The following is a 16,414-nucleotide window of genomic DNA, read 5'->3' as shown; positions in this document are numbered from 1 at the left end:
GATAACCGAAACAATCATCCGACGGCCGGTCAATTCCGGTGACTTGCGCCACGTGTCGGCGCTAGCCGTCCATGAACCCGCCGGAAACCGAACCGGACGAGGCCGCCACCACAGCGAGGTTCACGCCCTTGTGCACTGTTGCGCCACCGTTGACGCGCAGATCGTTGGCCGCTGCCAGCGGCCCCTGCGTCGGCGTCGGAATTTGCGTCACCGTTCCCGCGTCCAGATCCGCCATCCAGAGCCTGTCGTCGCCCGCTACGCCAATTACCACCACTTTCGCCATTTACCCCTCCTGGCTTTCGTTGAATGAAGGCGTCAGAAACCTGCCTTGCGCAGGCCCTCGCAATAGTGGACTCGCTGCCACTCTTCCCTGAAGGGAACGATGGCCATCCATTTGTCGAGATCAAAATCCGGATGTACGTCGAATGTCTTGCGGACGAATTGGCGGGCCTTTTTCTTGTTGCCAAGCATGCCCCAACTCGCCGCCGACAACCGGTCTGCAGGCGTCGGATCGCCCATACGCTCGATATAGGCGATCGCCTGCTCGTACTGGCCAAGCGAATAGCTGGCGCCGGCTGCAGTCCAGAAATATTCGTCCGGCGCGATCGGGTTGAGGTCGAGTGCCGCCTGGATCTTGCGTAGACCACCTTCCGGACGCGAGGCCTGCACCAGCGTGTCGGCATAGCTCGCGATCACGTTGGCATGCTGTGGGCTGAGCGCCTCCGCCTTGTCATGGTACTCCATGCTCTCATCGAATTGTCTCAGATAGAGCTTGACGACACCGAGCTCGCGATAGCCCGTTGCCAGCGTGTCATCGGCCCCCACCGCGTCGCGCGCATGCCTTTCCGCAAGCGCCAGCAACTCGCTGTCACCACGCGCCGTCAACAGCCACTCGAAGAAGTAGCTGCGCGCCAGCCCGCTCATCGCCGGCGCAAAGTCGGAATTCTCGTACAGCGATTCACGGAAACTCTTGCGAGCGCGCCGCACTTCCGGAAGGTTCAGCTGCTTGAGATAGCGCTGCCCAAGCAGGAAGCTGCGATAGGAGCCGACATTGGTTTCGTAGGTCTTGCGATGCGCCTCGTTGCGTTCCACCTGGCTGGCGATGGCATAGGCGATCTGGCGTGCGATCTCCCGCCTGGAGGTCATCAGCCCGTCGCCGTCGAGATTGAAGCGGTCAGCCCAGATCACTTCGTCATTGGCAAAGAAGATCAACTGCGTGAATAGAGTCAGCCGGCTGCCCTCGTCCGTCAGGCGAGTGTCGAGGATGTAGCTGATGGCGTGCTTCTGGTAGGTGTTTGCCTTGTCGGCCTGGAGGCTGATCTGCGCGGCCGTGTAGGGGGCGATGACCGAAACCGAACGAAGCGCGCAAAGCCCGATGGTGACGTCCTCGATCAAGGCGCCAGCAAACTGGGTGGCGGGACTGTCGATCGCTCCGTTGCTCGGGGGTAGCAGCACGACGCGCGGCGGACGCAAGTCCGCGGCCGCCTCGGAGGCCGGCGCAAAGATCGTCGAGGCTGGCCGCCATTCCGCGATCGCCGGAACGGCCGGCGCATTGCTGTGCGCAAGTGCTCTCGCTTCCAGGTGATTGCCTTCCAGCTGAAACACCTGGGTCAGGATCTTGCGCACCTCCTCGTCGAGCGGATTGCGCTCGAGGAGCCGCGCTGCAGCGGCCTTGACCAGCTTGCGATGACTCTTCGCCGCTTCCGGCGCGGCTGCGATCAGCCTTTCGCGCAAAAGCGTCATGTGTTCGCCGCGCTGCCGTTCGATCCAGCCGTGCAGCGCTTGCCCCTGGGATTTCAGGTCCTTGAGGAAGTCCTCCTGGAATGTCGTTGCTGCCAGTTGGAAGCGGTTGAGCGCATCGCCCGGATCACGACAGATTTCGTCCAGGTCGCTCTGCAGTCGATCGACGTCGAGTCCGACCGACGATGGAGAGAAGCGCAGGAAATGACAGCCGAGTTCGTCCTGCCGTGCACCAATCCGGGAGATCGTCTTGCGCAGATTGACGAAGGCCTGACTGGGAACGACTTCGTCCCACAACAGCTTGGCGATGTCGTTTCTCGATTGTTCGCGATATCCGCCGACGATCAAATAGCAAAGGATAAGCAGACCCTTCTCCGGGAACGTCACTTCGCGCCCGTCATTATCGACGAGACGCAAGCGCCCGAGGGTCTGCAGTCTGAATGTCATCCGGTCATTCCTGTCGGGTGCAGGCGCTTATCCGTGCAGATCCTGGGCGTGGCTCATCCCTGTACGGGTGCTCTCCGTCTCGGGCGTCTGGGCGACGGCGGCGACGAGCGAGATGATCTTCTTGCGCAGCACCGGATCGGTGATCTTCAGGAAGGCGCGGTTGAGAGCGATGCCTTCCTTCGACGATACGAAAGAGGAGATTTCGCTCGGCTCGCGCGTCGTGTCGCCGTTGCGGGCAGCGGCGTCGTCGCCTTCCTGGAAGAAGAAGCTTGGATGCACGCCGAGGATATTGGCGATCGCCTGGAGGCGGCTGGCGCCGATGCGATTGGTGCCTTTTTCGTACTTTTGAACCTGCTGGAATGTGATCCCGAGACCGTCGGCCAGCTTTTCCTGGCTCAACCCGGCCATCAACCGACGCATCCTGACGCGGGAACCGACAAAGACATCAATCTGGCTGGGGGCTTTTGTGTTCACTTGCATTTCCTCCGCACGTATGAATGGTCAAATCATACATATGAGTTTGCTTGAATAAATCCCCTGATGCAATCACCACGGGCTAAAACGCGGAGATTTGCGGCGCCGTCCCGGTTTTCCAGGGGATGGGCCGGGCGATGCTGCCGTGATCGGGGCGCAAGCGCGCGAATTGTGACGGGTCGCGTGCGTCACGTTGTCTCGATCGCGCCAAAATGCAAGGCGGCCCGCGCGAATCGATCCTGCGTCAATCTGCGTTTGGCGGCCCGAAGGGAGGCTCATGGCCGGGCCTCATCATCCCTTTTCAACGGCCTGTTACGGTCGCCGTTACTGTTACGTACTTGTGCTGCCCCCGATGCCGAAGATGCTGCGATCATACCGGTCCGATGTCCGCCGGTTCGGATTGCTGCTAGACGCCGGAGAACCGTGATGCGCAGATTGACCCTGGCCTTGACCCTTTTCGCGATTGCCTCCGTTCCGGCCGAGGCCGGTCCGGCTAGGACAAACGCGTCCGTCAATTTCCGGGAAGGGCCGGGCACCGGCTTCGACAGCCTCGGCACGATTGCGGAAGGCGCGGAAGTCGACGTCAAGGAATGCGACGATGGCGGCACATGGTGCGCGGTGAGCTTCAATGGCCAGAACGGCTTCGTCAGCGGCAAGTATCTGAATGATGCCGATCCCAAGGGGCTCGGCTGGCCGCGCGCCTTCAAGACCGACAGCGGCGCGACCATTACGCTCTACCAGCCTCAGATCAACGCTTGGACGGACTTCACCGATCTCGATGCGTTGATCGCCGCCGAATACAAGCAGTCCGACGATGCCAAGCCGATCTATGGTGTCATCGGGGTGACCGGCAAGACCGACGCCGACAGCGCATCCGGCCAGGTCGTCGTTTCGGATATCAAGATGACGGAGATCAATTTTTCCGTCCTCGACCGAAAGGAACTGGCGGATCTCGCCCTCGAGGTCGGGAAGTTGATGCCGGTCGGAACCATCACGGTTTCGGAAGACAAATTGACGGCGAGCCTGGGGGACTACGAGCGGCTCGGCAATGTCGAGGGACTGAAGGCAGACGCGCCGCCGATCTTCGTCAGCAAGGCGCCGGCGGTGCTGCTGCAGACCGACGGCAAGGCCGTGTTCGCGCCGGTCAAGGGTGTCGAAGGCCTATCCTTCGCGGTCAACACCAATTGGGACCTGTTCAAGGTCGATGCGGACAGCACCTATTATCTGCGCAACGACAAAGCGTGGCTGCAATCCAAGGATCTGGCCTCGGGGTGGCAGGCTGCAGCGTCGCTGCCGGACATTCTCGGCAAGCTTCCGGACGACGACAACTGGAAGGATGCCAAGGCGGCTATCCCGCCGCAAGCGGACAAGGCCGTGGTGCTTGACGTCATCTATTCGGACAAGCCCTCCGAGTTGCTCGTCTTCGACGGCGAGCCGAAGCTGGAGCAGGTGCCGGGCACCGGGCTCAAGGTAGCGACCAACAGCGAGAGCGACGTCTTCTACCGCGATGTGGATTCCAACTGGTATATCCTCGTCTCCGGTCGCTGGTTTGCGAGCTCTTCCCTCGACGGTCCGTGGGCTTTCGCCACGCCCAAGCTTCCCGAAGATTTCCAGAATATCCCGCAGGACGCCGCCTATTACACGGTGCGCTCGTCCGTTCCAGGCACGTCCGAAAACGCCGAAGCGCGGCTCAAGGCAAGCATCCCCGAAAAGGCGCGTGTGGCGCTCGACGGGTCGGTGAAGGTGGACGTGACCTATAGCGGCGATCCGAAATTCGAGAAGATCGACGGCACCTCGCTGACCTACGCCGTCAACACCAACGAGACCGTCATCAAGGTCGGTGACAAGTATTTTGCCGTGAACGGCGGCATCTGGTTCGTCGGCGATACGCCGACCGGACCCTTCAGCGTCGCCAATGCGGTGCCCGACGAGATCTACAAGATCCCGCCATCCTCGCCCGTCTACAACGCCACCTATGTAAGGATCTACGAGACCGAGCCCGACGCGGTCTGGTTCGGCTACACGATGGGCTATCTCGGTGCCTATCTCGCCTGGGATACCTTCGTCTACGGCACCGGCTGGTACTATGACGATTATTGGGACTATGGCTGGGCTGGCGGCGGCTACTGGCCCTATTATCCGCGTCCCGTGAGCTATGGCGTCGGTGCCTTCTACAACCCGGCTGTCGGAACGTTCGGCCGCTACGGCTATGCCTATGGGCCCTATCGCGGCATCGCCGCCGGTGCGGCCTACAATCCGCGCACCGGTACCTATATGCGAGGCGCTGTTGGCTACGGGCCGAACGGCGACCGGGGCTTTGTCGCCGCCTACAATCCGCGCACCGGCAATGCGGCGATCGCACGTGGCGGACACAATGTCTACGGGAGCTGGGGAACGGCATCCGTCAAGCACGGTTCCGACTTTGCGCGCATTTCCGGCGGTTCGACTGCGGCCGGAGCGGGGGCCCATTGGCGCACGACAGACGGCAACCATGGTTTCGTCGCCGGTGGCAAGGGTGACGACGTCTACGCCGGGCGCGACGGAAACGTCTATCGCCGCGACGACGGGCAATGGCAGACGCACACGCCTGACGGCTGGCAGCCGGTCGACAAGCCTTCCATCCAGGACAGGGCCAAGGCGGGCGAACAGTTTTCCGCCAAGCATCCGGACGCTGTCCAAAACCTGAACCAGCGGATCGAATCCGGCCAGGGAGCGCGAACGCTGGACCGCGCGCCCGATCATCTGGCCATCGACAATATCGGCCGACAGCTCGGCAACCAGCGTTCCTTCGAGCGTCAGTCCTTCGATCAGCGGCCGCTGAACTTCCCGAGCAGTGGAGGCGGTGGTTTTGATCGCCCGGGCGGCTTTGGTGGCGGCGGCTTCGAGGGAGGCGGTTTCCACGGTGGTGGCGGCTTCCACGGTGGCGGTGGCTTCCAAGGCGGCGGTTTCCATGGCGGCGGCGGCTTCCGTCGTCGTTGATCCGCGGCGCGGCGAAAGGGCGTTGGTAGAACCGCCTACAGGTATGTTAGCATTTGTAAAAGTTGAGAATCATGCCGGTCGGGGCCGGCATGATCCCTGGGGGTGGTCACAATGGGCTGTGTCGGGTCGTCGCGTCGTTTTCTGGGGCCGGTCTTCGGTCTTCTCGCGTTTCTTTCAATTATCTTCGGTCCTGTTTCCAAGGGGGGTGCGCAGGAGGCGGCGCCCGCCGCGCCGCCCGCCAAGGTCCAGCAACTGATCCAGCTCCTCGACGATCCGGATGTGAAGCAGTGGCTTTCGACAAAACAGGCGCCTGCCGCGGCGGCGACCGAGGCGCCTGCGACGGGGATTGTCGCCCGGTCGACGGCCCAGATCAGGCGCCATCTGACAGGCATCACCAATGCGGTGCCGCGCGTTATGCCCGAAATGCAAGCCGCGCGGGATCGCCTCGCCGGCGACATGGAAAACCACGGTGCCGTTCCGATCCTCAAAGGGTTCTTCTTCATCCTGCTGATCGGCTACGGTGCCGAGTATCTGCTGCGTTGGGTGCTGGGGCGCAGCCTGAAGGGTGCGGTCCTGACGGGGCCGGCCCGAACAATCCTGACACGGGTTCTGCCGCTCATCGTTTTTGCGGCCGCCAGTATGTCGGTGCTCGCCATTGCCGATTGGCCGAGGCGGCTGGAGACCACGATTGCGCCGTTGCTCGGGGCCTGGATCGGCGCCCGCCTGCTGATGATCATCGCCTCGGCTGTGCTGACCGGTGGACCGGCAAGCGAGGGGAGTGCAGATGGGCGGGCCGGCTATATGTCGCTGACGGCGGATGAGGCCCGCTTCTGGCACCGGCACTGCTTGTGGCTGATCGGCGCTGCTGCCCTGGTGTGGGGTGTCGGCGATGCGATGCACGCTCTTTCCATTCCCCCCGATGTGCACGATCTTATCGCCGCGGCTCTCGGCCTGGTGGTCCTGGTGCTCGGGATCGTGACGGTGGTGCGCCGGCCAGTCGGCGCGGTCATCGGCTCGCGCCGCATCGTCGGTAACGTGCTGTTGATCGCCTTCCTGATCGTGCTGTGGATGCTTTGGGTCGCCGGCATGGACGTCCTGTTCTGGATCGGCCTCTACGTGATCGGCATACCGCCGCTGCTGCGCTTCACCAGCGCCTTCACCAAGACCTTGCTGGATGCCTCCGCCGAAGACGATACGCGTGTCATGCGCAACATCTTCATCGAGCGCGGCGCGAGGCTGCTGGTCATCGCTCTGGCCGCCGGCTGGCTGGCACTCGTCTTCAAGGTCAGCGCCACTGCCATGATGCACGACGACGCCTTCAATCGGGTTGTTCGAGGGGCATTGGCCGGCATCGTCATCCTGCTGGCGGCCGATCTGATCTGGCAGCTGGTGAAAGGTTTCATCAATCTGCGTGTCAAGCAGGCCAATCATGCGACCGAGGACCCGGCCGAGCGCGCCCGCAACACCCGTCTGATGACATTGCTGCCGATCCTGCGCAATTTTCTCGCGGCGTTCATCGCCATCGTGGCGGTGCTGATGGTGCTCTCGGGCCTGGGAGTGGAAATCGGTCCGCTGATTGCCGGCGCCGGCGTTTTTGGCGTCGCGATCGGCTTCGGATCGCAAACGCTCGTCAAGGATGTCATCAGCGGTATCTTCTATATGATGGATGACGCTTTCCGCATCGGCGAATACATCCAGAGCGGCAGCTACAAGGGCACGGTCGAATCCTTCAGCATTCGCTCCGTCAAGCTCCGGCATCACCGTGGCCCGGTCTTTACCGTGCCTTTCGGGTCGCTCGGCGCAGTCCAGAACATGAGCCGTGACTGGGTGATCGACAAGTTCCTGATCAACGTTTCCTTCGATGCCGACGTCGCCAAGGTGAAGAAGGTGGTGAAGGGCATCGGAGCCAAGCTTCTCGAGGATCCGGATATCGGACCTCTGATCTTGGAAACGGTGAAGATGAAGGGGGTCGAGAATTTTGGCGACTACGGTATGACCTTGAGTTTCGCCATGAAGACGAAGCCGGGAAGCCAGACCCAGGTGAGGCGTCGGGCTCAGGTCATGATCAAGGAAGCCTTCAAGGAAAACGGCATCAACTTCGCCTCTCCGACGGTGCAGGTGGCGGGCGACGAGCCGCAGCAATCGGCCGCCGCGGCCGCGGTAACCCGCGACGCCATCGAAAAGAAGAAAGCTGCGGCCGCCCTTGCCGAAGGCGGTGCGCCACAAGAATAGCCTTTATCATCTAGGTTTCTCGGGGGCATGGGAGGCCGGTCATGAAACGCCTGCTTTTGGTGGCAATGCTCCTCGTATTTTTCGGGGGGGATAACGGCTGGGCGCAATCGAACGAGCAATTCGTTCCGCACACGGACGACTTCGAGGGGATGGAAAAGCGACGCGTGATCCGCATCATCGTGCCGTTCAGCAAGACGATCTACTTCATCGACCGTGGCCAGCAGTTGGGTACGGCCGTCGAATTCGGGACGGCGCTCGAAAACGAGCTCAACGAGGACAGAAAGAAGCAGATCGACAAGATCCGCGTCGGTTTCGTACCGATGCCGCGGGCGAGACTTCTGTCCGCGCTGGAAGAAGGTCTTGGCGATATCGTCATGGCAAACCTGACGATTTCGGAAACACGACTTGCCGAGGTGGATTTCACGGCGCCGCTCTACAACGAAGCCAAGGAGGTTCTCGTCACTGGCCCATCCGCGCCTGCAATCGCCAGTCTTGATGACCTGAGCGGACAGGAAATCCATGTGCGACGCTCGAGCAGCTACCACGAGCACCTGGCGGCCCTGAGTGCCGGTTTCGAAAAGTCAGGCCGGCCGCCTATTGCCTTGAAGGAGATGGATGAGAACCTGGAGGACGAAGACGTCCTGGAGATGATCAATGCCGGCCTGTTGCCGTGGACGGTCGTCGACATGTACAAGGCGAACATCTGGTCGAAGGTCTTCACCGACCTCAAGGTGCGGGAGGATATTGCTGTGTCCGATCACGGCGAAATCGCCTGGGCGATCCGCAAGGACAGCCCGAAGCTCAAGGCCGTGCTCGACGACTTCGTCAAGACCCACAAGGTCGGCACCACCTTCGGCAACATTTTGAAGAACACCTACTACAAGGGCGACAAGATGCTGAAGCGTGCCTATGATCCGGCGGATGTCGAACGCTTCAAAGTGCTGGTCGAGATCTTCCGCAAGCACGCAAAGACCTATTCCTTCGATCGCCTGATGCTGATGGCGCAAGGATACCAGGAATCACAGCTCGATCAGTCCAGGCGCAGCCATCGCGGTGCTGTCGGCATCATGCAGCTCCTGCCGTCGACCGCAGCGGACAAGGCGGTCAACATCCACGGCATCGACAAGGACGAGAATCTGAATGTCGAAGCTGGGTCGAAGTATCTGCTCTTCCTCGTCGATACCTACATCAACGACTCGGCCGTGACCCCGCGAGATCAGTTGCTGTTTGCCTTCGCGGCCTACAATGCCGGGCCCGGGAACCTGCGCAAGTTCCGGGCAAAGGCCAAGGATATGGGGCTCGATCCGAACCTCTGGTTCGGCAATGTCGAAAATGCCGCCGCCGCGATCGTCGGGCGCGAGACGGTTCAATATGTCAGCAACATCTATAAGTACTATGTGGCCTATAGCCTGCTGGACGCCCATGACGCTGACGCGGCCGCGGCGAAAGTCGAAAACAGGTCGGCGGCCACCGCGCCATAGGCGTGCGGCGCACGTGTTCTCGCGAGATGTGGAGGTCTCGAAATGGTCGCGATGAAAAGAAACTCGCCTGTGAGGCGGTCGGCAGCCCTGCTTTGCCTTTTCGCTCTGACGCTCGCCGGCTGTACCACGCCGGATATCGAGCCGATCCCGGGCAGCATCACCTATGGTGGACAGCCCCGCACGAAGCTGACGAAGGCGCCGGTGGGCAGCATCGTCCCGCACCGCTTCACGAGCGGTAACAGTTTCGTTCAGGAGACCTATGTCATTGAACCGGATCGCACGCTCAGGCTTATCCGACGCGACTACTATGATTTGCCGATCGATTGACGAACCGGTTGTGCGCACGGAAACCCGTTGGTTGACAGTCTCGCGCGAAGGCACGATAGCTCGCTGCGGATGAAGATCGCCTTTTATGCACCGCTGAAATCCCCCGATCACCCGGTGCCGTCAGGCGACCGGCTGATGGCCCGCATGCTGATCGCGGCACTGCGGATCGGTGGGCACGAGGTTACGATTGCATCGGACCTGCGCAGTTTCATGGTTAAGCCGTCGGATCAGGGTTTCCGGGAACTTGAGCTTGCGGCGGAAGCCGAGACCGCGCGCCTTCGGGCACTCTGGCAGAGCGAGGGCGTTCCCGATCTCTGGTTCTGCTACCATCCCTATTACAAGGCGCCCGACCTTCTCGGGCCCAGGCTTTCGGACGAATTTTCCATTCCCTATGCGACGGCGGAAGCGTCATACTCGATGCGGCGGAATGAGGGTGTCGGCGCGGTTGCCCAGCGCCATGTTTTTGCGGGGATTTCGCAAGCTGCCGTCAACATCTGCCTGACGCGCCGCGACCGCGACGGCCTTCTTGAAGCCGCTCCCTCATGCCGCCACGCGATGCTTGCGCCGTTCATCGACGCTGCGCCGTTCATTGAGAGCAAGCCATCAGCCGATGCCCCCTGCCGGCTGGTCGTGGTCGCGATGATGCGCAGCGGCGACAAGATGAATAGCTACCGCATGCTGGCGCAGGCGCTGACGCGTGTTGCCGACGCCGCCTGGACCTTGACGATCGTCGGCGACGGACCTTGCCGCGACGAGGTCATGGGGGCCTTTGCGACTTTGCCTCCCGAGCGATTGATGTGGCTTGGCGAAAAGGATGCAGCCGACCTGCCGGATATTCTTGCCAGCACTGATCTCTACGTGTGGCCCGGCTGCGGCGAGGCTTACGGGCTTGCCTATCTCGAAGCGCAGGCCGCAGGCCTGCCGGTCGTTGCGCAACGAACGGCCGGCGTGCCGGAAGTTGTGAGAGACGGTGAGACCGGGCTGCTGACGCGGGGCGGGGATATCGGCGCCTATGCGGCGGCGATGCGCGACCTGATCGAGGATCCGGCCGGCCGCAAGCGATTGGGCGCAGCCGCCCGACGGTTCGTTCATGAGGAGCGCTCGTTTCCGGCAGCCGCCCGACGGCTTCGCTCGATTTTCGATGAATTTCTGGAGACGTAGAAATGACCGAGGAAATCCATTGGCAGCGCCTTGCTGCGGAGCTCGATCGCCTTGAAGCGTCGGGACGGCCGGTGGATTTCTGGCTGCGTGACGACGACGCAGCCGAGCCGACGCGGGCGCTCGATCGGTTGCTGTCGCTGGTCGACCGACACGCTCTTCCGGTCGTTCTGGCCGTTCCGCCAGCCCAGACCGGCGAGGCGCTCGCACGCCGCCTTGCCGGGCTCGCAGATGTCAGCATTGCCGTGCACGGGTGGGCGCATCGCAATCATGCGCCGCCTGCGGAAAAGAAGCAGGAGCTTGGCGCGCACCGGCCGCGCGCCACAGTGCTCCACGAACTCGAGCTCGGCTATGACCGCTTGCGGACGCTCTTCCCGAGCGGCTTCGTGCCGATGCTCGTTCCCCCGTGGAACCGGATCGACAACACGCTTCTCGACGGCTTGCCCGACATCGGTTTCAAGGTGCTCTCGGTCTTCGGGCCGGAGAAACCATCGACGTTCAAGCTCGTCAACACGCATGTCGATGTCATGGATTGGCGCGGGACGCGCGGTTGCCGCGACCATGCACTGATCGTCTCAGACATCATTGCGAGGCTTCGGCAGGTGACCGGCGACGTCGAGGAGAGAGCGGAGCAGAAGGGCCGCACGATCGGCGTGCTGACGCATCACCTCGTTCACGACGAGGGCGTCTGGACATTCCTCGAAAAGCTCTTTGCGGCGACCAGCAGACATCCGGCCTGCTGTTGGCTTGCCGGCCGCGAGATTACAGCTCGATGATCTGTCCGTCGCGGGCGGCAAAGGCGCCGGCGAACGTCGCCTGAACGTCGCGTTCCATTGCTGCCAGCGCCTCGTCGGTGCGGGACGGATCGTGATGGAACATGGCCAGATGCTTGACACCGGCGGCCATCGCCAGCCGCGCGCCATGCATGCCGGTCGAGTGCCCGAAGCCCTGAAAATGATCCATCTCGCTTTCGAGATAGGTGCAGTCGTAGACCATCAGATCACAGCCGGCGATCAGATCGAGAACCGCGGGATCGAGAATGCCGGGCTCGTGCTCGGTGTCGTAGACGAGCGCGACGGCACGCCCGTTCCATTCGACGCGGTACCCGACACAGCCGCCCGGATGCCTGAGGCTTGTCGTGCGGACCGTGATCCCCGCCCGTGGCGTCAGCACGTCACCGGGTTTGAAATCCAGGCCGTCGAGGCTTGCCTGACAGATATCCGGGTCCACCGGGAACCACGGCGGGCGCATAAAGTCGCGGATCATTTCCTTCGTGGTCATCGTGCCGTGCAGATGGCCGGACCAGAAGCGTACCGAGTTCTGACACTTGTAGATCGGCTTGAAATAGGGAAGGCCGATGATGTGGTCATAGTGGCTGTGGGTGAAGAAAAGGTCGAATTGGTCGACGCCCTCGGCGATCAGCGAGTAACCGGCCTCGCGCAGCCCCGACCCCGCATCGAAGAGCAATACATCCTTGCCGCATCGAATCTCGATGCAGGATGTATTTCCCCCATAGGCGACGTATTGTTGGCCGGATACCGGCAAACTTCCTCTTACGCCCCAGAACCGCACTCGAAAGTTGTCGTCACGCATTCAGTTTCGGCTTCACTACGCACGCTCGGACCATTTTGATCCTTGTGTGACTGTTAAACAAGCACAATGGCCACACCCCTGCAATGCCATGGGCTATTATTTGGAAAGTAACCTTAGCGTCGCCAAGAGCGCCCGGTTGGAAATCGTCCGACGGAACCGCATTTCAGCGGGGGGCGCCGGATCGATGGCGAGGCCTTAGCAGCAGCATATGAAACTTTTCCTTGCGCTGTTACGTGGATTATTTATCGAACGCAGTAACGTAGGGAACAGGTTACCCATGGCTGAGGCAACGGACGGGCGGTTCTACGATAGTGTACCTCTTTTCGATGCGTTCGAAGGGGTCGCGGACGAGGCGAATTATCGCCCGCTGCCGGACGGCTGGCTTCTCGCCGTTGCCGACATCGTCAACTCCACCGGTGCGATCGCTGAAGGCCGCTACAAAACCGTGAACATGGCGGGCGCCAGCGTCATTTCGGCGTTGATGAACGCGCTCGAAGAAAAGTCAATGCCCTTTGTTTTCGGGGGGGACGGCGCGCTCGCCGTGCTGTCGGCGCCGATGGCGGACCGCGCACGCGACGCACTCGCCGCCGTGAAGACCTGGGTCGCTGAGGAACTCGGGCTCGAATTGCGCGCCGCCCTGGTGCCGGTCAGCGATATCCGCGCCAACGGCCTCGATATGCGCGTCGCCCGCTTCAAGGCGAGCGAAGAGGTTTCCTACGCGATGTTTGCGGGCGGCGGCGCCAGTTGGGCCGAAGCGGCGATGAAGGCGGGACGCTATCCCGTCGGTGCCGCGGCGGCTGGCAGCCGGCCTGACCTCACCGGGCTTTCCTGTCGCTGGAACCCGATCGAGTCCCGGCACGGCGCTATTGCCTCGATCATCGCCGTGCCGGGGCCGAAGGGCAATGGACCGGAGTTTCGGGCGTTGATCGCCGACATTGTCGCATTGGCGGAGGAGGAAGAACGCAACGGCCATCCTGTTCCCGAACTTGGGCCGAGGCCACGTTTCTCGTTCAAGGGCATCGAAGCCGAGGCGCGGGCCGTGGCACCGAAAGGACGGCGCTTTCTTCCCCGTTGCTTCATCACCGTGCAGACGCTGGTTCTGTTTGTCTGCCTCAGGATGGGCTGGAATCTTGGGTCGTTCGACACGAACCGCTACCGCCGCGACCTCGCCGACAACACGGATTTCCGCAAGTTCGACGACGGGCTGAAAATGACGATCGACATCAGTGCCGAACGGCTCGCACGGATCGAGACGAGGTTAAGGCAGGCAGAGGCGGCGGGTGTCGGGTACTATGGCTTGCATCAACAGGATTCGGCGCTGATGACCTGCATCGTGCCGACGCCGATGACACGGGACCACATGCATTTCGTCGACGGCGCGTCGGGCGGCTACGCGGTGGCGGCAAGTAAGCTCAAGGCCGCGCTGGCGCGCGTAAGCACCGCCTAGCAAGACGCCGCGAGTGCCGCCGGTTTGCAGCCCTTGGCGGGTTCGGGTGGGCTAGGCCTTGACGATGTGCTCGCCGGTCAGCCCGTTGCGGTAGAACACATTGCGCGTATCGACGACGAGCGAGGCGGAAGCGGCGAGGGCCGCGTAATCCACCTGGTCGTGATCGGTGGCAATCAGCACGGCATCGAACGCCGCGACTGTTTGCGCGTCGAGAGAGACCGAACGCCGGCCCTTCAAAGCACCATATTCGCGTGTCGGTGGGATCTCGGCGACGTAGGGGTCGTGATAGGAAGTGCGTCCGCCGCGCTCTTCGATCAACTCGATCAGGCGCAGCGACGGGCTCTCGCGAATATCCGGAACATTCTTCTTGTAGGCGAGGCCGACGACGAGGACGTTGGAACGGCTGAGCGCCTTGCCAGCCTTGCGGTCGAGTGCCTCGGCCAGGCGGCTGACCACATGGCGCGGCATGGCCGAGTTGATCTCGCCGGCAAGCTCGATGAAGCGCGTCGGCAGCTCGTATTCCCGCGACTTCCAGGTGAGGTAGAAGGGGTCGATCGGGATGCAGTGGCCGCCGAGGCCCGGTCCGGGGTAGAACGGCATGTAGCCGAACGGCTTGGTCTTCGCCGCTTCGATCACTTCCCACACGTCGATGCCCATGGCCTCGTAGACGATCTTCAATTCGTTGACGAGGGCGATGTTGACGGAGCGGAAGATGTTTTCGGTGAGCTTCACGGCCTCCGCTGTGGCGTTGGAGGAGACCGGCACGACGGTTTTCACCACGGCTGCATAGAACCGTTCCATCAAGGCCGAAGCCTGCGGTCCATCGCCGGCAACGACCTTCGGAATGCTGACCGTTTCGTAGGTCGGATTGCCGGGATCCTCACGTTCCGGCGAAAAGCCGACGAAGAAGTCGCGGCCGGACTTGAGCCCGGTTTCCTCGAGGATGGTGCGCACGACGCCGTCGGTCGTCCCGGGATAGGTGGTCGATTCCAGGACGACAAGTTGTGCAGGCCTGAGGGTCGCCGCGATCGCGCGTGACGTCTTTTCGACGAAAGAAAGATCCGGATCGCGGTGTTTGGTAAGCGGCGTCGGCACGCAGATGATGATGACGTCGCAGTCCGCCAGCTCTTGAAAGTCCGTCGTCGAGCGGAAGCGGCCGGCACCGCTCTCTTTCGCGAGCGCGGCGTCCGATACGGCGGCGATGTAGGACTTGCCCGCGTCGAGCGCGACGATCTTGGTGGGGTCGATATCGAAGCCGGTAACGGCAAAGCCCGCGCGAGCAGCGGCAATGGCAAGCGGCAGGCCGACATAGCCAAGACCGATGACGCCGACCCTGGCGCTCGAGGCGGAGATGGACGAGAGCAGGCTTTCGTAATGAGGTGAGGTCAAGTTTGCTTTCCGGATCTCGGGGACGGGCGGTTGACGCCGTGCGAACATGTTGTGGTTTGTTGGAGAGAAACAAGCCCCAAGTCAAGCGAGGCACTGCGTCACGCGCCTTTGAGCCGCTCTCCGAAACCTACACATACCTAACCGTAGCTGATTAAAGCGATGCGGCGAGGTTGCTGTTCGGTTCCTGCTTCGCCGAGGCCCGTTTCACGCGGGGCTTGCGCACCACGCCAGAGCGTTCCTCTCCACAGGCTGACACCGCAGAGCTTGCGGCCAGATGTTCGAGATTACGGGCAGCGTTGCGGTCGCGATCGACCTCATGCCCACAGGTGTCGCAATGATAGGTCCGCTGCGACAGCGCCAGTTCGGCCTTGACCGAACCGCAGCAAGAACAGGTCTTGCTCGATGGAAACCAGCGATCCGCGACCACGACGGTCGCGCCATAGAACCGGGCCTTGTAGTCGAGTTGGCGGCGGAACTCGAAGAATCCGCCGTCCATGATCGACCGGGCGAGGTGGCGATTGCGCGCCATTCCGCGTACGTTCAGGTCCTCGATGCCGATGAGGCGATAGGTCTTCGCCAACAGGGTCGTCGCCTTGTGGGTGGCGTCACGGCGGATGGCGGCGATGCGGCTGTGCAGCCGCGCCAGCTTCGCCTTTGCCTTGCGCCGGTTGGCAGAGCCTTTCCGCTTGCGGGACAGTGCCCGGCTTGTCCGGCGCAACCGCCCCAGCAATGCCGTGTGGGCCTTCGGACCGGGGATCGGATCGCCCTGGCTCAACGTCGCCAGCGTCGTCACGCCCAGATCGACGCCAACGGCGTCATGCGGTTGCTCGACCGGCTTGATGTCGTTGGTCTCGACCATGATGCTGGCGAACCAGCGGTCAGCCTCCCGACTGACGGTGACACGCTTGAGCTTGCCGGTGAAGCGCACGGCCTCGCGCATCCGTACCCAGCCCACGACCGGCAGCTTGATCCGCTGGCTATCCACCCGGAAGGTTCCGGCCTCGTTGGCGGCGCAGAAGCTGTCCCGGACACCCTTCTTCTTGAACCGGGGATAGCGGCCCCGCTGCTCGAAGAACGACCGGAAGCCTGCGCCAAGGTCGATGATAGCTTCCTGCACGGCGCACTTGGTCACGTCGAACATCCACGG

Annotated in this window: 13 protein-coding genes; 7 read left to right on the top strand and 6 right to left on the bottom strand. The window is 62.3% G+C overall.

Features of this window, described 5'->3' with window-relative positions; all coding sequences use genetic code 11:
- Nucleotides 1-61: 61 nt before the first annotated feature.
- From BLU35_RS30490 to BLU35_RS30480, 3 genes are read right to left on the bottom strand one after another with little or no spacing between them, the layout of a single operon-like run.
- Nucleotides 62-283 (bottom strand): hypothetical protein, encoded by a 222-nt coding sequence (locus tag BLU35_RS30490; protein ID WP_057251314.1) that lies wholly within the window; start codon nt 281-283, stop codon nt 62-64.
- A gap of 32 nt (nt 284-315) precedes the next feature.
- Nucleotides 316-2,187, bottom strand: coding sequence for an AfsR/SARP family transcriptional regulator (locus tag BLU35_RS30485; protein WP_093235878.1), 1,872 nt, complete (start codon nt 2,185-2,187; stop codon nt 316-318).
- Between the two features lie 27 nt (nt 2,188-2,214).
- On the bottom strand, nt 2,215-2,661 hold the full coding sequence (locus BLU35_RS30480; RefSeq protein ID WP_093235908.1) for a helix-turn-helix domain-containing protein: 447 nt from the start codon (nt 2,659-2,661) through the stop codon (nt 2,215-2,217).
- Nucleotides 2,662-3,087: 426 nt separating this feature from the next.
- On the opposite strand from BLU35_RS30480, the gene BLU35_RS30475 reads away from it, so the two are divergent.
- The 6 genes from BLU35_RS30475 to BLU35_RS30450 all read left to right on the top strand — a co-directional run bounded on the left by BLU35_RS30475 (nt 3,088) and on the right by BLU35_RS30450 (nt 11,614).
- The gene (locus BLU35_RS30475; protein ID WP_093235876.1) at nt 3,088-5,640 is read left to right on the top strand and encodes an SH3 domain-containing protein; all 2,553 of its coding nucleotides are present in this window, start codon (nt 3,088-3,090) and stop codon (nt 5,638-5,640) included.
- A 111-nt stretch (nt 5,641-5,751) separates the two neighbouring features.
- Nucleotides 5,752-7,872 (top strand): mechanosensitive ion channel domain-containing protein, encoded by a 2,121-nt coding sequence (locus BLU35_RS30470; RefSeq protein ID WP_093235907.1) that lies wholly within the window; start codon nt 5,752-5,754, stop codon nt 7,870-7,872.
- Nucleotides 7,873-7,913: 41 nt separating this feature from the next.
- Nucleotides 7,914-9,353: an MltF family protein gene (locus BLU35_RS30465; protein ID WP_093235875.1), complete on the top strand. Its 1,440-nt coding sequence runs from the start codon at nt 7,914-7,916 to the stop codon at nt 9,351-9,353.
- Nucleotides 9,354-9,404: 51 nt separating this feature from the next.
- A complete protein-coding gene (locus tag BLU35_RS30460; protein WP_093235905.1) occupies nt 9,405-9,680 on the top strand; it encodes a hypothetical protein in 276 nt (91 codons plus the stop codon).
- Between the two features lie 69 nt (nt 9,681-9,749).
- Entirely contained in the window at nt 9,750-10,841 is a 1,092-nt protein-coding gene (locus BLU35_RS30455) for a glycosyltransferase family 4 protein (protein WP_093235874.1), read from the top strand.
- A 2-nt stretch (nt 10,842-10,843) separates the two neighbouring features.
- Nucleotides 10,844-11,614, top strand: a complete 771-nt coding sequence (locus BLU35_RS30450; protein WP_093235873.1) for a polysaccharide deacetylase family protein — start codon at nt 10,844-10,846, stop codon at nt 11,612-11,614.
- On the opposite strand, the gene BLU35_RS30445 is transcribed toward BLU35_RS30450, so the two are convergent.
- Nucleotides 11,601-12,431: an MBL fold metallo-hydrolase gene (locus tag BLU35_RS30445; RefSeq protein WP_058323949.1), complete on the bottom strand. Its 831-nt coding sequence runs from the start codon at nt 12,429-12,431 to the stop codon at nt 11,601-11,603. The two genes, BLU35_RS30450 and BLU35_RS30445, sit on opposite strands and share 14 nt — an antisense overlap.
- 277 nt (nt 12,432-12,708) lie before the next feature.
- Here BLU35_RS30445 and BLU35_RS30440 point away from each other — a divergent pair, with 277 nt between their 5' ends.
- Nucleotides 12,709-13,878 (top strand): DUF3095 domain-containing protein, encoded by a 1,170-nt coding sequence (locus BLU35_RS30440; protein WP_093235872.1) that lies wholly within the window; start codon nt 12,709-12,711, stop codon nt 13,876-13,878.
- 51 nt (nt 13,879-13,929) lie between these two features.
- On the opposite strand, the gene BLU35_RS30435 is transcribed toward BLU35_RS30440, so the two are convergent.
- Nucleotides 13,930-15,267 (bottom strand): nucleotide sugar dehydrogenase, encoded by a 1,338-nt coding sequence (locus tag BLU35_RS30435; protein ID WP_286161673.1) that lies wholly within the window; start codon nt 15,265-15,267, stop codon nt 13,930-13,932.
- 151 nt (nt 15,268-15,418) lie between these two features.
- On the bottom strand, nt 15,419-16,414 hold a 996-nt coding region (locus BLU35_RS30430), incomplete at its 5' end, for an RNA-guided endonuclease InsQ/TnpB family protein (RefSeq protein ID WP_093235904.1).

Origin of the sequence: Sinorhizobium sp. NFACC03 (assembly GCF_900103435.1) — a bacterium.
Taxonomy (GTDB): domain Bacteria; phylum Pseudomonadota; class Alphaproteobacteria; order Rhizobiales; family Rhizobiaceae; genus Ensifer.
This window is presented reverse-complemented; position numbering and strand designations above follow the sequence as displayed.

Coding starts and splice junctions, on each gene's coding strand:
- BLU35_RS30470 (WP_093235907.1), top strand. CDS start 5,752: ATGGGCTGTGTCGGGTCGTCGCGTCGTTTTCTGGGGCCGGTCTTCGGT.
- BLU35_RS30490 (WP_057251314.1), bottom strand. CDS start 283: ATGGCGAAAGTGGTGGTAATTGGCGTAGCGGGCGACGACAGGCTCTGG.
- BLU35_RS30475 (WP_093235876.1), top strand. CDS start 3,088: ATGCGCAGATTGACCCTGGCCTTGACCCTTTTCGCGATTGCCTCCGTT.
- BLU35_RS30440 (WP_093235872.1), top strand. CDS start 12,709: ATGGCTGAGGCAACGGACGGGCGGTTCTACGATAGTGTACCTCTTTTC.
- BLU35_RS30445 (WP_058323949.1), bottom strand. CDS start 12,431: ATGCGTGACGACAACTTTCGAGTGCGGTTCTGGGGCGTAAGAGGAAGT.
- BLU35_RS30450 (WP_093235873.1), top strand. CDS start 10,844: ATGACCGAGGAAATCCATTGGCAGCGCCTTGCTGCGGAGCTCGATCGC.
- BLU35_RS30485 (WP_093235878.1), bottom strand. CDS start 2,187: ATGACATTCAGACTGCAGACCCTCGGGCGCTTGCGTCTCGTCGATAAT.
- BLU35_RS30465 (WP_093235875.1), top strand. CDS start 7,914: ATGAAACGCCTGCTTTTGGTGGCAATGCTCCTCGTATTTTTCGGGGGG.
- BLU35_RS30455 (WP_093235874.1), top strand. CDS start 9,750: ATGAAGATCGCCTTTTATGCACCGCTGAAATCCCCCGATCACCCGGTG.
- BLU35_RS30460 (WP_093235905.1), top strand. CDS start 9,405: ATGAAAAGAAACTCGCCTGTGAGGCGGTCGGCAGCCCTGCTTTGCCTT.